Raw genomic sequence first — 16603 nt, 5'->3', positions numbered from 1 at the left:
TTATGTTCACCGCATGCCAACTTCCATGCGTGCAACCGAACTCGTCCGCTTCGGTGATGCGGACACAGCGTTCACCACCCGAGACCTGCCCATCCCCGCCCCTGGACCCAGCCAGGTGCTGGTGCGTGTGATGGCGACCTCCGTCAATCCCCTCGACCTGCAGACCCGGCGCGGCGACTACCACGACCAACTGCAGCTGCCCGCCGTGATCGGCAACGACGTCTCCGGCGTGGTGGTCGACAACGGCCCCGGTGCGAACGACTTCCAGCCCGGTGACGAGGTCTGGTACCTCGCGCCGATCTTCGCCGGACAGGGCACCTACGCCGAGTACCACGTGGTCGACGAGGCCTTGGTCGCCCGCAAACCGGCCCGACTGTCGCACGTCGAGGCCGCCGGGCTCACCCTCGTGGGCATGACGGCCTGGCAGGCGCTGGTCGAACGCGCCGGACTACGAGTCGGGGAGCGGGTCCTGGTGCACGGCGGAGCCGGCGGTGTCGGCTCCGCCGCCATCCAAGTGGCCGGCGCGCTGGGAGCCGAAGTCGTCACCACCGCGCGGACGAAGGACCACGAGTTCATCACCGCGCTGGGAGCCACGACCGCGATCGACTTCTCCATCGGTGACTACGTACCTCAGGTCCGCGCGCTGGGCGGGGTGGACGTCGTCCTGGACACCATCGGAGGGGACACCCTCAGCCGCAGCGCGGAGCTCCTGACCGATCGTGGCCGCGTGGTGTCCATCGTGGACATCCCTCGCCCGCAGAACCTGCTTGCCGCGTGGGGTGTGAACGCGACCTACCACTTCCTCTTCGTCAGCCCGGGCCGCGCGAGGCTCGAAGCCCTCGGCCGTCTGGTCGACCAGGGCAAGCTGAAGCCCGTGATCGGCAGCGTGTTCCCGTTGTCCGAGGTCGCACAGGCGCACAAGCTGATGGAAGGCGGCACCACCGCCGACGGCCCTACACGCCCCACCGGCAAGATCGCCATCGCCGTCCACTCATAGACCGGGCCGGGCGCCGAAGGACGCTGCAGCACGAGACGACTCGGCCATCCCGGCCCCCCGGGCCCTACCAGGGTCCTTCGCCCGGCCCCGTGGCGGTACGGGCCCGTATGAGGGACGTCGAGGAGACCGGGGGGGGCCGGGCGTCACCCCGGTGAGGATGTTCGTGGTGTTGGTGAACCTGTGCGAGCACCGGAGCGAGGTGCACGGGGCGGATCCCGATGTGTTCGCCGGCGGCGCGGCCTGTGCGCGGTTCGAGGTTTCGCCCGGTGCCGATCCCGGAGGGCGGCCGGCAGATTCCGGGGGACGTACGAACGCACGATCCGTCGCGTCGCCCATGCGGTGGCGCCACACGTCGTCGCGGTGCCGCAGGCCGGTGATGCTGGGCCGTGTCAGTGATTCTCCGCAGCGCTTGGGCTCGAACCGATTTCCGGTCGTCGGCCGGCTCGTTGGGGCAGGAGCAGGAAACGAGTCGCTGGAAGGAGCCGACGTGGGCAAACGTGAGAAGGGCCGCAGGCACCGTCGAGTGAACCGGACACCCCGGCCGGTGGGCAGGCCCCGTGCGGAGGGAACAGCCCGGAGGGCGCTCTCCGCTCCGGCCGTACCGGTCCCGTCCGCCGATGCGGAACGCCCGGGCGGGGTGCTGCTTCCTTCGCAGGGCGCGGCGACCGCTGACGGGCCGGGGCCCAGTCCGCGGGCTTCGGTCTTCGCGAGCAAGGCGGACGGCGGTCTCGGCCAGTCCGCACAGCGCACGTGGAGGGCGCTGACCGCCGCCGAAGGCCGGGAGAGCGGGCTGGAGGAGCTTTGCGAGGCCGTCGGGTTCACTCGTCGCACCGTGGTCCAACACCTGCAGGGTCTGGCCGGGCGTGGGCTCGCCGTCCAGGGACCGGGGGGCCACTGGGTGGCCGTCGGCTCCGTTCAGAGGGTGCCGGATCCGCGGCCTGAGCAGAGGGCTCCGGCGCGGCCCGTGCGGTAGGCGGGGCCGCCACTCCACGAGGAGATGGGCCGGCTCCTGCGCCTTCCCCGGGGGATACCTGTGGTGGGATCCGGGGTGAATCCGTGTGGGCTGGACCCTGTGCACTACGGACTGTGCCCTGGATGAGACCCGCAGGGCGAACGGGTGGCGAGAGCGGGCTACTCCCCGCGGTTGGCGGAAGGGGGTCGATCCAGCCGTCGAGCCAGCCGGGGCTGACCATGCGGTATTCGTAGGCCATGACCACGACTTGGGTCCTGTCCCGGGCGTCGAGTTTGGCCATGATGCGGCTGACGTGAGACTTCGCGGTCAGTAGGGAGACCACCAGTTGCCTGGCGATTTCTTCGTTGGTGTGGCCGGCGGCGATCAGGCGCATGACCTCACGTTCGCGGCTGGTCAGGGCATCGAGGCGGTGGTCGGGTGTGCGGGCGCTGTCCGGACGCTCAGCGAATTCGGCGATGAGGCGGCGGGTGACGCAGGGGCTGATGAGTGCGTCGCCTTTCGCGGCGACGCGGACTGCGCGCAGGAGTTCCTCCGGTTCGGTGTCCTTGAGGAGGACGCCTACACGTGGATCATCGACATGGTGTGGCCGATGAGGTCGTGCAGTTCGCGGGCGATGCGCGGTCGCTCCTGGGTGGCGCGCAGTCTGCCGTGTTCCTCGGCGTAGGCGAGCCGGCCGTGGCGCATCGTGCCCAGCGCCAGCACGGCGATCAGCCATCCGGTGAGCATGAAGACCGCTGTGCCGGTGACGTCGCCGGGTCCGAGGAGCGTGGTCGCGCCCACGCCGATGACCATGAGCGCGGCCAGGGCGACCGACACCTGGGTCCGCCCCTGTGCCGCCAGCGCGTACAGCGCGGCGATGGGGATGATCACCAGGGGCCGTCGACCGTGCTCATCACGTGGTAGGCGCCGGTGCCGAGCACGGTGAACCAGCCCACCACCACCGGATGGAGGCGACGCAGCGGCAGAGCCGCGCACACCAGTACTGCCAGGAGCCAGGAGGCGATGAGGGAGGCGTTCGCGTGCCACCGTGTACCGAGCCGCTGCCCCTCGGCCACCCCGCACAACACGAGCACGACCCGGCGAGAGCCAGGTCGGCGTGCCGTCCCGTGGGCAGGCGAAGGCGGGTGGCATCGAGGGAGATCACTGGTTCATTCTGCCTGGTGCGAGGTGCCGCACGATGGGCTATGTGCCGGTTTGCGGCGAGAGTGCGTGCTGGAGAAGTAGGCGGCAGCCCGGGACGTACATCCGCTGGAGTAGTTCTGTCGTGGCCGAGTGCGTGCCGTGGGCCGACGCCCTGGCCTCCAGGGCGCCCGCATGATCGAGGGCATGTCGTCGTCCATTGATCCCACCCGGATCAGTGCTGCCCTCGTCGGCGCGCTGGTGGGTACCACGGCCGGAATTCTGCTGATCACCGCCGCCGGAACGTTCTCGATCACGGTCAGTGGTGTGTTCGCCGGACTTTGCCGTCGGTGTTCCCGCGCTGTCCGGGGCGGTCGTGGGTGTGGCGATGGCTCCCGGTAACACCCGCTCGAATTCGAGGTAGGCACATGTCTTCCCCCCGCGGCTCCACCGCGCCCCTTGTCACACCGCCGCCCGGTACGTCGTCCGCGCCCGTCGGCCGGTCCGGCGCCCTGGCGGGGTGGGCGCAACGCCATCGCTGGGCCGCCCTTGTCCTGCGAGTGGCCGTCCTCGCCGCCATCACGCTTGGCTCCACCGCGGCCGGGTCCGCGTACAAGAACGATTTCACGCTGCCCGGCACCGACTCCCAGGCCGCCACCGACCTGTTCAAGGAGCACGGCAGCGACCAGGCGGGCGACAGCGTCGAGATCGTCTTCAAGGACGCCGCGGGCATCAAGAGCGCCAAGGCCCGCATCGCGCCGATGTTGGCCCAAGTGGAGCGGATGCCGGGCGTCGCCGACGTGCGCAGCCCCTTCGCCGACGCGTCGGCAATCTCGAAGACGGCACGATCGCCTACGCGTCCGTCACGCTCGACGGCAAGACCGAGGAGGTCCCCAAGGAGGACGTCGCCAAGGTCATCGACGTCGCACAGCACATCGCCACCGACGGCCTCCAGGTCGAGGTGGGCGGCGAGGCCGCGCGCAACGCGCAGGACAAGGATCCGCCGACCGCGGAACTCGCCGGGATCGTCGCCGCGCTGGTCGTCCTGGTGCTGCTGTTCGGCTCACTGCTCGCGGCCTCGCTGCCTCTGATCACGGCGTTGTTCGCGGTGGGCGGCGCCGTCGGCCTGATCGCCCTGGCCTCGCACCTCTTCACCGTCGCCGACTTCACCCCGCCCATCCTGATGCTCGTCGGCCTCGGCGTCGGCGTCGACTACGCCCTGCTGATCTTCTACCGGTACCGCCACGAACTCCTGGCCGGTGTACAGCCCGACGAGGCAGGCCGCGAGGCCCTCGACTCCGCGGGCCGCACGGTCTTCTTCGCCGGCTGCACGGTCATCGTCGCCCTCCTCGGCCTGATCGCCCTCGGACTCGGCTCCCTGCAGGGCATCGCCCTCGCGGTGGCCATCACCGTCCTGGTCACGATGGCCGCCTCCCTGGTGCTGCTGCCCGCGCTCCTCGCCCTGTTCGGCGGACGCATCCAGCGCCACGTCCTCAAGCAGCAGGCCAAGGCCACCGCGAAGGGCAGGGCCGAGGGCAACCGCTGGCGCGCCATGGCCCGCGCCGTGCAGCGCCGCCCCATCCCGACGCTGCTGGTCGGCGTGATCGCCCTCCTGGCCCTGTCCGGCCCGGCTCTCGGCATGCGCCTGGGCTTCGCCGACTCCGGCAACACCCCGAAGGACACCACGTCCCGGCAGGCGTACGACCTGCTTGCCGAGGGTTTCGGACCTGGCTTCAACGGTCCGCTCATCGTGCTGGTGAAGGGCGACCAGGAGGCGGGGAAGACCGTCCAGGCCGAGCTCGCCGCGACCGACGGCGTCGCCGGGGCCAGTCCCGCGATGCCCTCGCGGGACGGCGCCCTGTCCACCGTCTTCGTCTACCCGACGACCTCCCCGCAGGCCGAGGGAACCGCGGACCTCGTCCATCGCCAGCGCGACGACGTGGCTCCGCCCCTCGAACACGCCACCGGCGCCGAGGTGCTGGCGGCGGTGCCACGGCTGCCTCCCAGGACGTCTCCGAGACACTCGCCGACCGGCTGCCGCTGTTCGTCGCCGTGGTCGTCGGCGTCTCCTCGCTCCTGCTCCTGCTCCCGCTCCTGCTCCCGCTCCTGCTCCTGCTCCTGCTCCTGCTCCTGCTGGTCTTCCGGTCGATCTGGATCCCCGTCAAGGCGGCGATCCTGAACCTGCTCTCCATCTCCGCCGCGCTCGGCGTGGTCACCCTGGTGTTCCAGCACGGATGGTTCGGAGCACAGCCGGGCCCCATCGAGGCGTTCATTCCCGCGCTGATCTTCGCGATCGTCTTCGGGTTGTCCATGGACTACGAGGTCTTCCCTGTCTCCCGTAGCCACGAGGAATGGATGCGCACCAAGGATCCGGCGCAGTCCGTACGAGAAGGACTCGCGTCGACCGGCAAGGTCATCACCGCGGCCGCGGCCATCATGATGTTCGTCTTCGGAGCTTTCATCCTCAGCTCGGACCGCATGCTCCAGCAGTTCGGCCTCGGCCTGGCCGTCGCGATCCTGCTCGACGCGGTGGTCATCCGCTGCCTGATCGGCATCGGCGTGCAGGAGGCCGCCGACCGGGTCAACGACCTGCTGACGTCCCGGCTTCAGCAGTTCGAGGACACCACGCTCACCGCGCTCGGCCCGCTGCTCGCCGACCACGGCCTCGGTGGCGACGACACCACCCGAGTCGCGGCCTACGTCAAGGGACTGCAGGACTGGCAGGCAGGCGGCCACGAGTGGAGCCTGCGCTCCAGCCGTTACATGAACGGCGGCCCGCAGACCGGCTCGCCGCTGCCACTGCCACTGCCACTGCCACTGCCACTGGGTGCGCTCGGCACCTCGGCGATGGACATCAAGCGCGTGATCAGCACAACCGGGGCCAAGCGCCTGCGCAACTTCGCCTTCGTCCCGCACCAACCCACCGGCCCCTCCCAGGTGCCCGAAATGCGACTCCCGGCCCGGGTGCGGGTCAGCCCCCACGTGGACCGGGTCCGACGGGAAGTGCCTGCATGGGCCGGCCGGATGGGCATGTTCGCCCCGGAGCCGCGGGCCGGCGGCCGACGGGTGTGAACCGAGGAGACACTCGCCCATTTCGACCTGGGCCTGCTCGGAGCGTGCACCATGCCCGACCTCACCGCCGAGCAGATGATCGCGGCCACCTCCCTGATCGCCTGGGGCTGCTACGGGGACGACTTCGACGCCGCCTACGGATGCCGGCGCGACCTCGCCGGGGCCAAGTTGGCCTCCGCCCGGCTGATGGAGATCACCGCTCCCGAGCCGACCGTCCCGGTCGTGCCCGCCGATGCTCTGGAGCGTGGGCTCACCGACCTCTGGTCCCGGGTCGGCACCGGCCTCACGCCCGCCGCCCGGGAGACCGTGCGTGGCCTGCTCGCCGAGTTGTTCGAGGGCTGGCTGACCGAGATCGCCAACCTCGCCCACCACCGTCTCCCCGACCCGGTGGACTTCCTCGAACTGCGCCGCCGGACCGCCGGCGGCGAATTCCTCACCACTGTCCCGGCACTGCTGCGCGGCGGGGTGCACCGGTCGCTGCCCGACGCCGTCCGGGACAGCGGCACCATGCGATCCCTGGAACGGACGGCCGCCGACCACGCCGGCCTGGTCAACGATCTCTTCTCGTACCAGCGGGAGATCGAGTTCGAGGGGGACTTCCACAACGCCCTGCTCGTGGTGCAACACTTCTTCGACTGCGGATACCCGGAAGCGGCCCGGGTCGTCGCCGACCTCGCCACCGCACGTCTCGACGAGTTCGAGCACCTGGCCACCGCCGAACTGCCCGTCCTATGCGACGACCTGGACCTCGACAGCACAGAACGGCGGACCGTCGCCGAACACGTCGAACGGCTCAGGACCGCCATGACCGGCAATCTGCGCTGGCACGCCATCAGCGGCCGCTATCGCGAGGCCGACCTGCGCCACCATCATCGCCGCACCCTTACCGGCCCCACCGGCCTCGGCACCGCCGCCGCCCGCCTCCCCCGCCTGGCCGGCTGAGTCCTGCGGGCGGCCCACCGGCCCGGCGGTCCGCTGCTGCTGGTGCCGACTACTTCCGCCAAGGAGCGGTGGCGCCGAGCACCGCGTCGCCGCCTCCCGGGCTGCCGGGCTGCCGGGCTGCCGGGCTGCCGGGCTGCCGGGCTGCCGGGCTGCCGGATCGTACGGTCACCCACGTGACACGCTCCGGGGCGGCAAAGGAGATCGGACGTTGATCCGGAGAGGACTCCATGTCCGCGTACCAGCCGCCCGAATCCGGGCGGTAGCGCCGGGGCCCTACGACAGGCGGCCCGACGAGGGCGGCTACCTCGACCTAGCCGAGGTGGAGGGCGCAGGCATGTTTCTGCGATGAATCCGGCTGTCCGCACAGGTGAATTGACCACCGAAGTCCTGTCGGGGCGGGTGTCCGGGCCACTCCACATGCCGGTGTGATCAAGACGTGATGCTGTGCGGTGTGCCCGCGCTCGCCCCTGCGGGCACCGCTGCCGCTGTTCGAGGCGATCGACCGGCTGCCGGTGGCCGTCGAACACCGCGACGGCTACAAGCGGGACCTGTCCAAGCACTGGAACCAAGGCCTGAACTCCGGGGACGGATGCGACACCCGCAAGGAAGTGATCCTCGCCGAAGCAGTGGGCCCCCGCAGGTCGCGGCCGTGTGCAAGCTGACAGGGGGTTACTGGCGCTCGGCTTACGACAACGTCGTCGTCTCCCGCTCCGCCCCCCTGGACGTCGACCACTGCGTGCCCTTGGCAGAGGCGTTCACTCCGAACGGGTTGCGTGGTCAGCAGCGCGGCGGGAGGCGTACGCGAACGACCGGAGCAGCCGAACTCGCTGATTGCGGTCTTCGGACTGGTCGACGGACAAACCGACCGGCGCTCCGACTCGCTGGGAGGACGGTGGTGAAAGTCCCGACATCGCGGCCAGATCGCCGCGCATTCGTGGGCATCGCCCCGCACGAAGCGATCCCGGTGTTCGGGCTCCGGACGAGGGATGGGTTCGCAGTGACGTTGAACGCAGCCGAGGGCGGCACCCTCACCCTCGACCACACCCTCGCCTCCGGAAACCAGCTCATCGGCGCCCTCGGACAGAGCGCGGGCATCGCCGCCAACGGGGACTCCGCCGCCACCCTCGATCTCCGAAACAGCACGACCGTCGCCGGCAACCTCGCCTCCGGCGACGACTCCGCCGGCCGGGGCCTCTAAACCGAGGCCAACGACGCCCGGTCACCGTCTCGGTGACGGACCTTCACATCGACACCAACCAGGTCGCCGGCTCTCGGCGCGGCCCGGCGCGGGGCCCGTACACGGCCGGGGCCGCCGCACCCTGCGCAGCGACAGTCCCGGCCACAACCCACCCGGCCGGCGCCGGGCCCTCCGAGCCGTCACGGCATCAAGGCTCTGCCGAACCCCGGGACGGTTCCGTGAGGCGCACCTGTCCACGGGCTGTGTCTGCATGGCAGTTCAGGGAGCGGGGACCAGGACGTCCTCCAACAGGGTCCCGTCCCCGTACAGGGCGGCGTGGAATGCCGCTGCCAGCACACGGGCCCGACCCTCGCCCTCAATGCCGTGGAGCAGCAGGCCGTCCGGGCCCGCCTGCGACAGCCGACCGAGTGCGCCGTCGGACATGAGGTGTTTCACCGCCCGACGGACCGAGCGCGCCGCGGTGTGGCCGACGATGTGCACAGGATGGCGGTCGATCCGCACCGTCCAGGCGCCGGCCCGGCGGGCGATCCCGACGAAGGAGACGCCCGCCTCCTGGGCGGCGCGGGACGCCGCAGCACGATCCGCGGCATCAGTCGTGTCCGGTACGAGGCCGGGCGGGCAGGGCACAGGCAGGACTCCCATGGCCGGTCATCCTCCCACGCACCCCCACAGCGTTCACCAGAGGTTTGTGAGCCAACCACCTGGCGGCCACGATCAGGACGCCGGTCCCCGCGCGAGCAGTCGGATCCCGGCCGCCCTTGTGGTGCCGGCAAGCCACGGCCGCGCACACCCCGGACCCCGCGAACACACCGCCTCCACCGCCTACTCCAAGCGCTGGAAAAGCAGGGAGACGACTGCCTGCGGGAAGGCCGATCCCGGGGAGTCCGAGGCCTTCGACATCGTCGGCGTGGGCTCGGTTCCGCTCAGCGGCAGTCGACGTCCGATACGGGCACGAAGCCCTCCATGACACGGCCCGTCCACGCGTCGGAGACAGCCACCTTGTGCTGGACGGGACCGATCAGCGGGATCACCGTGCCCTTGGACCACACGGACTGCCCGGCGTTCAGGACGCCGACGATCGTGCCGCTGGTGGGAAAGACGCGCACGACAGTGTCCACACGGACGACGCACTCCTTCACCGCGGATCCACCCCCATCCGGGAGGGCCGCCTGGACCGGGTCGGCTGCCGCCACGCCCGCACCCATCACACCGGCAACCACGGCACCCGCCACGACCGCAGCAAGACGCTTCATCATCATGAACCTCACAGAAAGTCAGACAACATATGGGACGAGGCGGACAGATCGCCGCCCCGCATCTTTCACGACCTGAACCATATAGAGCTCAAGACTTGAACTTGCAGATAAACGAAAGCAACCAGCCAGGCACTCAAGACCTTCGACCCGAAGGAATCCGACCCCTTAAACCTGTAACCATGCTGCTGCGATCCACCAAAGGCGACATATACGACTCCGAAGATCGCTGATTACTGACCAGTAATCACCCCTGTCGTCCACACACCACAGCACCCGCATCCATCAGCGCCGGGGCCGTCAAGGCGGACCGTGTCCTCCCCACCTCCACGCGACCCTTTTGCAGGGCAGTCCGGGACATGGGGACCAGGGGGCGCTCCCACCGGGGCCCAACCCCGCACAGGGCGCCGGGGGTACCGCGCACGGAGAGGACGCGTCGTCGCCGGTCCCGCCGCCTCGCCGCCTGCTCCGCCCCCGGCCCGACGACCGCACCCACCGGCGCCCCTGCACGCGACAGCGTCCGAAGACATGCCTCACATGGCGGTGGCCGCCCACCCGAGAGTGCGTCCACCGCCATGTGACGGGCTGTCGGCCTCCGGACGGGGCCGCGAGAGCGAATGACCGGACCACACACCAACGGACGGCCCCGCAGGGAACTGAAGCGGGACCCGTCCAACTCCAGAACGGTCTTCTACCTGGCACAGACGATGCGCGACATGGGAGACCGCGAGCAGGCCGTCGGACTGCACAAGCGCCGCGCGGAGATGGGCGGCCGGCCCGAGGAGGTCCACTGCAGCCTCCTGCAAGTCGGGGTCCTGCACGCGGAATCCTCCGACTGGCCGTTGGCGATGGATACCTTGACCCGTGCCAGGGAGTCCAGGTCCCAACGACTGGAAGCCATCTACGAGATGGCTTCCCGGCTGCGGCCGCGCGGACAACACTGAACTTCACGGGCCTTGACAGGACCCGTCCTCGATCGCACCGCCCCCGACGACCTGTTCTTCGTCGATTCGTGGACCTACCACTGGGGTCTGCCCTTCGAGCGCTCCATCACGTCCTACTGGACCGGAGAGCGCCTGAGCGGCGTCAGACCCTGTGACCGCCTGACGACCCTACCCAACCTCCCCGCAACCTACCGGGAACAGACCCTGGCCAACCGGGTGTGCGCGCTGTGCGAACTCGCACCCCTCCCCGTCCGACACACCCCATGCGGGGAGGGGCACGACGGCTCGGGAAACCGGGAGCCGACCCGAACAACGGCCCGTCGCCTCGGTGGCAGCCTCCAGCTGGCTCGACGGGGGTCAGCTTCGTGATGTCGTCGCACAGCGGCAGGAGTCCACCCATGCAGGCACCGTAGGCCGCTCTCCGACAGCACTGTCCGGAACGGGGGGGGACGCACCGCGCACGACAAACCGACTGCTATCCGGTACGTCTTTCCGTCGTTCGTGCACCCTGGTCGGAGGACACGGCCGGACGAAGGCTGCCCCACGTCCGGCGAACGCCCGGATGAGCAACCCAGTTCGAAGTTCAGTTCGTCTTGTCGATAGCGTTCGTCCTCATGACGCGCGCTTGGATCCTGCCGATACTGCTGGTGCTCTGCGGCTCGGTCCTTGCGGCCGGGCTGATCGTCAGCGGGGCGACCGGCCAGGCCGCAGCCTTTCTGCTGGTCTTCGTGCTGCTCGCAAGCGTGAACTCTCCACTGATCTTCCCGAAACCGATCAGTGCGCTGGAAGCACAACGCCGCAGCGCGGCAGACGGCCGGCCGATCATCTTCTGGCGACCCGGCTGCAAGTACTGCATCCGACTGCGCATCCGGCTGGGCCGTAGTGCCCCTCAGGCCCACTGGGTCGACATCTGGCGGGACCCGGCAGGAGCCGCAGCGGTGAGGGCGGCCAACGACGGCAACGAGACCGTACCGACCGTCATCGTGGCAGGCCGGCCCCACACCAACCCCGATCCCGTATGGGTGCGCGAGCAACTCTTCCGTTCCGCGTGATCGGCACGAAGCCGACGTCACAACACGCTGAGGTCTGCGGCGAAAGGGACTGACGGTGCGGGGGTTCTGTCACAGACTGCGGATGGCCTCGGCAAGGTCGGATCCGTAGGAGGCCCAGCAGATCGCCGAGCCGTCATCGCCTAGTTGCCCCATGAACCACTCGCCGTCGTCTCGCACGAGGCACAACTCGTGGAACGCAAGGATCACATCCGGCCGGAGCGGCTCGTAGTCCCCCTGCCCCGCTGCCTCGATCATTACGGGCCGATCGAGGGAAAGAAGGACGGCGCTTGGGTCTCCGGAGACGGCACGCACGCGTTCGATCGTCCATCCGGCGGGGAGTTCTGAGTTCACCGGCGCATGGTCTCAACAGGAGGCCTGCCACAGCCACTCGTGAACGGTGACCAGACCGGTCGCTTCATAGCGGACGGCGACCTTCTCATATCCGATGGCGACAGCGCGGGGCGACTGGGTCGGTTGACTCCGCACTCGACTGCATGCCGCTGCTGCTGGTGGTCGGCCTTTCTCGAACACCTCAGCCAAGCTGGCCTCGGCCCGACCAAATCGCCCCGCCCGACGACGGCCTGGTCGAGTGGCGCGGTAGCGGACCGGCTGTCCGGGTCCCGGACACCGTCGAGCCAGCAGGCAGCGGTGCGGGCCGTCATCGGGCGGTGGCGGCCCGCGTTCCGGCATCGCTACGGCAGGCGCCCACCGGAGAGCCGGGACCTGTCCCACGACCTGGCGGTGATGGACGGGGACGAGTCATCGCTTCGGCTCCTCGCATGGCTTTCAGGAGACCTTGCCCCTGCCTACGTGAACGGCTTCACCCAACGCCGCCAGTGATCCTCACGCTGGTAGCCGGCGGCGGCCCATGCCCGCTGCGCCGTTTCGTTCGCCTCAAGGACCATCGCGTCACCCCGACGGCCCCCGACTGCCACGAAACGCCGTTCGGCCGCATCAAGGAGCGCTGAGGCAATCCCCTGCCGACGATGGGAGGGCAGCACGGCGAGCCGATACAAGGAGGCGCGCCAACCATCCCAGCCGGCGATCACGGACCCCACCAGCAGCCCGTCGGACTCCGCGAGGATCAGAGCCTCTGGATCACGTGCCATGAGCCGTGTCACGCCGTCCACGTCGTCAGTGATCGACGTGCCCTCCGCCGCTCCCTTCCAAAAGGCCAGAACCTCTTCGGCATCGGCCGGTGCAGCAACCCTAAGGTTCAACTCAGTCATGATCGGGAGCCAAGCACGTCAGGGCGATGGCACGCCACGGACTTCCAACCCGCGAGACATCGCCACCCCGGCCCGGCAGGTACACCAAGGCCTGCCGGGCCGCCGTGGCTACTCCGGGGGCGGCGGCCGGCCCGGTGAGCGGCCCCGGCCGTCACCCGGTGGGCACCTGCTCCTCCCCCACCGCGCAGATGCTCACCACAGGGCCACGACGTCGCGATGGGCACCTCCGACCGCTCCTCGACATGCCCAGCAGGACCGGCCTCCCCCACCGCGGAGAGGGTATCCTCCAACCGGCCGACGAACCGGCGGGCCACCTCCGGGTCAGAGCCGAGGAGGGACGCCCACACCGCGTGCGCGTTGCGGGCGGTCCGGCGGGTGTCCATCCAACACTCGGAATCATTGATCATTTGGGGCTGCGATCACCCTCATGACCAGGCGTACTACCCGCTGTTGTTCTCGCCGGGCCGGCCGGCCTCCCATGAGCACACCCGGGACTGACCGCGGTCACCCACAAGTGCTTGATGCTCAGAACCCGTCGCCCCATCCGAAGGTGACGTTGTACGCGCGCTGGAGTGCATGCCTGCCATGGTCCCCATCTACGTAGGCCCACGCGAGGGCTGCGGAGAACCAGAGCAGAAGGATCCCGCTCACGACGCCCAGAGCGACCAGCTTGCCGTACCAGGCGAGAAGGACCAGGGCGACGGTCACGATGGCGGCGCCGACATGTGCACCCCATAAGTCGAGTGACGCAGCCTTGCGTGCCGCTCTGCCTTCAGCTCGTTCGGCGGCGAAACGCTCCTCCCGAACAGACTGCGGTTCGTTCTCATCGAAGTTCATCCCATCCCCCTGGTGCTGACGCTACATGGACCCGGACCAAGACCGACAGGGCCCACACCCGGGCCTTCGACCACTCGGGAAAGCACCGACGGGCGGTCGCTCCGGAGGGTCCGAACGACGCCGAGTGCAGCTGCTGCCAGGTGCAACCCGAAGTGGCGACGAACACGATCGCCGCGAGCACTTCCCGGTCTCCATGCCGACGCCGACCGCCACCCTGAGGCCGCGACGGCGTATCAGGCACCACCCGCTGGAACGGCTCCCACAACTCATCCGGACCCAGCCGCTCAACGATCCCCACCATGAACGACACCCCAACCAAACCGCCAAATGAGATGAGTTCCTGACTCTTGTGCAGGCGCCGTCCGAGCCGGTAGACCATGCATGTGACTGACCGGTCAGTAAGTTCCTGCCGTCCAAGCCGTTGGCAGGGGATACGCGGCCGGGTCCGGCCGCCGGGCGTGGCCCGCCCTCCTCAGCGCCAAGCCCGAAGTCTCATCGATTTACCGCAACAGATGAGCCATCACCTTCCAGCAGGGGGCAACTGCCGCCCCCTCTAGCTACGCTCGGAGGTATTTCGATCTTGAACATGTCGATCTGGGGTGTCAGGCCCGGCCGCGCCCGAACCGCCTTCCCGCAGAGTGCCGCCGGACGACTCTCCTTCGTCATCCTGCTTCTGCTGAGCCTGCTGGCCGCACCGGGCCTGGCGACCGCTGCACCGCCTACCGCACCCGCGCGCGCGGCCCTTCCCGTAACCCTGGCCGCGAACGCGAACGACGCCGCCGCGGCCCAGGCCCGAACACGCTGGGGGGACCGCCGGCTCGACGAGGTCTCCTTCCTGGCCACCCACAACGCCTTCACCAACTACGAGGACTCCCGCTGGACTTCGGTGGCCCAGTCCGAGTCCATACGCCACCAGCTCGACAACGGGGTGCGCGGTCTGAGCCTGGACACGCACTGGTACGAGAAGAGTCGGTGGCTCTGCGTCGTCAGCTTCGGCAGCGACTGCTACCAGAGCGATGTCTACCTATGCCACGGCGAGTGCAAGACCTTCGCCGGGGTCACGTACGCGCTGCCCCGACAGTCCTTCCACGGCAGCATGCAGACCGTGGTGGACTTCCTCGCCGCGAACCCCCAGGAAGTGGTGAGCATCTTCCTGGAGGACTACGTCACGGCCCAGCAGCTCGGCAACTCGCTCAACCGGGTCCGCGGCCTCGAACAGGTTCTCTTCCGCCCCGACGCCTGGAACGTACGCCAGCAGGGCTGGCCGAAGATGACCGATCTCGTCGCGTCCAACAAGCGCCTGCTGATCTTCAGCGACGAGGGGGACCGCGAGCACCTGGGGGTCATGTACGACAAGGCCTGGACCGTCAGCAACTACTGGAGCCTCGGCGACCTCGGCAACGACGTCTCCTGCGTTACCCGTTGGGCCGACGTACCACTGGATCGTCAGGAACCGGGCTTCCGGCGGCTCTTCACCATGAGCCACCAGCGGAACGTACCCACCGTCATCAACGCCGTCCTCGACAACGGGGGCAAACTACGCGACCGCATCAACCAGCAGTGCCGCCCGGCCGCCGGTGGCCGGGACCCCAACTTCGTGTCGGTCGACTTCCACAAGCTGTCCGATACCAGCGGCCACACCCCAGCCTCGATCGTCGCCGAACTCAACGCCCGCAACTGAGCCGGCCGTCCTCCCTGCTGCCGGACCGACCGCGTCGCTCCCATGCCCATCTCACGCATCGGGAGCGCCGCGGCCGACGTCTGGGTATCCACCCCGTTGGCCCCGGGCTGCAAAAGGCAGGCGATGCAAGTCCGATCATGGTGGGTGGCGCTGTGAACAGCGAGAACATGGTGACTCCGTCCGAGACGGAAGCAGCGTCGGCGGGCTGGATGACCGACAACCTGCCACGTGCCCGGGACCGGTTCAGTGCCGAGGAGCGGTATGAAGCGAATCCCAGCCGCAGCCGGTGGAGCGGGCCACCAAGGCGCCTGGTCGAGCGTCGAGCCCGGGGCATAGCACCAGCCGAACGGCCGCCCCGCGAACCGATGCGATGCCCATCCAGATCACCACGGCCGAGACCCCCAGGCCCCTCACCCGGACAGGTGATGAAGCCGTCGAGGCCCTCACCGGCGCACAGAACCAATGCGGACACGAAAGCAAACGTCTGACGCACCGCCTGCGAGGCCATGGGCACATGACGAACAACAGCAAGAGGTACGCCGAAGCGAACCCGGCAGACGTGCCGGTCGCAGGCACCCAGACTCCGCACGTCACCCCTGAACCAACACATCAGGTGATCTTGTGACAGACTCCCGCCCGCTGTGCGCCATTGATGAGCTGTACCGAGCAAACCTTGCCTTTCCGCATGTGCTTGCGAGGGTGGATCGCGAAGCCGTCGCCCCAGGTACATCCATTCTGGGTTTGGCGGGTTTCCTGGTGGTAGAGGCTGCCGGCTGTGTCGTAGAAACGGATGGCACCTTTCGCACCACACGTGAACGAGGACAGGGGTGATTGAAAGTCCACACGATCGACGTAGGTTCCACTACCGCTGACGGAGGCGCACAACACCCGCACAGGCGGCAGCGGCCATGGATCGCATCCGCTCGCCGAGGCCTGGGCCGATGAGGGATAGGCGATCAGGCCGAGTGAGAACAGTGCGGCTGCGGCGAGAAGAGACACCGAACGTCTCGGGCGGATCGAGCGGTTCACGATGAGCTCCCATCTGCGTCCGGCCCCGTCATCCTGCGGATGACAGGGGGTGGGCAGCCCAGCATGTTCGGGGCGTCGCCCACCACACAACCCTCGGAACAATGGGAACGAATGCACGAAACCCCTCGTACCTCCGGATGACCCCACGCCGGCCGGTCCGCCGATCCGGCCCACACGGCTGCGTAACTCCCCCCGACATTCCCGACGAACACGGCCTTGGGCAGGGGGTACACCTGCCCCGGCACCGCCTGCAACGCCGACACCTCGCTCAACCTGG

15 protein-coding genes and 3 pseudogenes are annotated in these 16603 nt (G+C 69.0%); 8 read left to right on the top strand and 10 right to left on the bottom strand.

Annotated features, from left to right (window positions below; translation table 11 throughout):
* Positions 1–13 precede the first annotated feature (13 nt).
* Positions 14–997, top strand: a complete 984-nt coding sequence (locus tag ACZ58N_RS36300; RefSeq protein ID WP_471169089.1) for a zinc-binding dehydrogenase — start codon at positions 14–16, stop codon at positions 995–997.
* A gap of 1172 nt (positions 998–2169) precedes the next feature.
* Here ACZ58N_RS36300 and ACZ58N_RS36295 read toward each other — a convergent pair.
* The 3 genes and pseudogenes from ACZ58N_RS36295 to ACZ58N_RS36285 all read right to left on the bottom strand — a co-directional run.
* A pseudogene (locus tag ACZ58N_RS36295) lies at positions 2170–2529 on the bottom strand (response regulator transcription factor); the annotation flags it as partial.
* Positions 2529–2840 carry a histidine kinase gene (locus ACZ58N_RS36290; RefSeq protein WP_471169086.1) on the bottom strand — a complete coding sequence of 104 codons (312 nt, stop codon included), beginning with the start codon at positions 2838–2840 and terminating at the stop codon, positions 2529–2531. The pseudogene ACZ58N_RS36295 and the gene ACZ58N_RS36290, both read right to left, overlap by 1 nt.
* A complete protein-coding gene (locus tag ACZ58N_RS36285; protein WP_471169083.1) occupies positions 2837–3043 on the bottom strand; it encodes a hypothetical protein in 207 nt (68 codons plus the stop codon). The genes ACZ58N_RS36290 and ACZ58N_RS36285 overlap by 4 nt, the downstream gene beginning before the upstream one ends.
* Before the next feature lie 474 nt (positions 3044–3517).
* Between ACZ58N_RS36285 and ACZ58N_RS36280 the strand changes: the two are divergent.
* The 4 genes and pseudogenes from ACZ58N_RS36280 to ACZ58N_RS36265 all read left to right on the top strand — a co-directional run.
* Positions 3518–5669 (top strand): annotated as a pseudogene (locus ACZ58N_RS36280) (MMPL family transporter); the annotation flags it as partial.
* A gap of 543 nt (positions 5670–6212) precedes the next feature.
* A complete protein-coding gene (locus ACZ58N_RS36275; RefSeq protein WP_471169080.1) occupies positions 6213–7103 on the top strand; it encodes a terpene synthase family protein in 891 nt (296 codons plus the stop codon).
* Between the two features lie 449 nt (positions 7104–7552).
* The gene (locus ACZ58N_RS36270; RefSeq protein WP_471169077.1) at positions 7553–7765 is read left to right on the top strand and encodes a hypothetical protein; all 213 of its coding nucleotides are present in this window, start codon (positions 7553–7555) and stop codon (positions 7763–7765) included.
* A gap of 335 nt (positions 7766–8100) precedes the next feature.
* A complete protein-coding gene (locus tag ACZ58N_RS36265) occupies positions 8101–8301 on the top strand; it encodes a hypothetical protein (protein ID WP_471169076.1) in 201 nt (66 codons plus the stop codon).
* A gap of 258 nt (positions 8302–8559) precedes the next feature.
* On the opposite strand, the gene ACZ58N_RS36260 is transcribed toward ACZ58N_RS36265, so the two are convergent.
* Both ACZ58N_RS36260 and ACZ58N_RS36255 read right to left on the bottom strand, forming a co-directional pair.
* Complete coding sequence (locus ACZ58N_RS36260; RefSeq protein WP_471169073.1) at positions 8560–8943, bottom strand: hypothetical protein; 384 nt, start codon at positions 8941–8943, stop codon at positions 8560–8562.
* Between the two features lie 281 nt (positions 8944–9224).
* Positions 9225–9419, bottom strand: coding sequence for a hypothetical protein (locus ACZ58N_RS36255; RefSeq protein ID WP_471169070.1), 195 nt, complete (start codon positions 9417–9419; stop codon positions 9225–9227).
* 752 nt (positions 9420–10171) lie between these two features.
* On the opposite strand from ACZ58N_RS36255, the gene ACZ58N_RS36250 reads away from it, so the two are divergent.
* Together ACZ58N_RS36250 and ACZ58N_RS36245 are read left to right on the top strand one after the other, a co-directional pair.
* Entirely contained in the window at positions 10172–10498 is a 327-nt protein-coding gene (locus ACZ58N_RS36250; RefSeq protein ID WP_471169067.1) for a tetratricopeptide repeat protein, read from the top strand.
* A gap of 614 nt (positions 10499–11112) precedes the next feature.
* The gene (locus ACZ58N_RS36245) at positions 11113–11550 is read left to right on the top strand and encodes a glutaredoxin domain-containing protein (protein ID WP_471169064.1); all 438 of its coding nucleotides are present in this window, start codon (positions 11113–11115) and stop codon (positions 11548–11550) included.
* Positions 11551–11619: 69 nt separating this feature from the next.
* On the opposite strand, the gene ACZ58N_RS36240 is transcribed toward ACZ58N_RS36245, so the two are convergent.
* The 4 genes and pseudogenes from ACZ58N_RS36240 to ACZ58N_RS36225 all read right to left on the bottom strand — a co-directional run.
* Positions 11620–11901, bottom strand: coding sequence for a hypothetical protein (locus ACZ58N_RS36240; protein WP_471169061.1), 282 nt, complete (start codon positions 11899–11901; stop codon positions 11620–11622).
* Positions 11902–12356: 455 nt separating this feature from the next.
* The gene (locus ACZ58N_RS36235; protein ID WP_471169058.1) at positions 12357–12779 is read right to left on the bottom strand and encodes a GNAT family N-acetyltransferase; all 423 of its coding nucleotides are present in this window, start codon (positions 12777–12779) and stop codon (positions 12357–12359) included.
* 525 nt (positions 12780–13304) lie between these two features.
* Positions 13305–13616, bottom strand: a complete 312-nt coding sequence (locus tag ACZ58N_RS36230; RefSeq protein ID WP_471169055.1) for a hypothetical protein — start codon at positions 13614–13616, stop codon at positions 13305–13307.
* Positions 13617–13665: 49 nt separating this feature from the next.
* A pseudogene (locus ACZ58N_RS36225) lies at positions 13666–13917 on the bottom strand (transposase); the annotation flags it as partial.
* 285 nt (positions 13918–14202) lie between these two features.
* Here ACZ58N_RS36225 and ACZ58N_RS36220 point away from each other — a divergent pair.
* Positions 14203–15297, top strand: a complete 1095-nt coding sequence (locus ACZ58N_RS36220; protein ID WP_471169052.1) for a PI-PLC domain-containing protein — start codon at positions 14203–14205, stop codon at positions 15295–15297.
* 609 nt (positions 15298–15906) lie between these two features.
* Here ACZ58N_RS36220 and ACZ58N_RS36215 read toward each other — a convergent pair.
* On the bottom strand, positions 15907–16326 hold the full coding sequence (locus ACZ58N_RS36215) for a hypothetical protein (RefSeq protein WP_471169049.1): 420 nt from the start codon (positions 16324–16326) through the stop codon (positions 15907–15909).
* Positions 16327–16603 lie beyond the last annotated feature (277 nt).

Source organism: Streptomyces sp. NPDC040432 (genome assembly GCF_055595445.1).
Note: the sequence above shows the minus strand (reverse complement) of the source record. Positions and strands in the feature narration are given on the sequence as shown.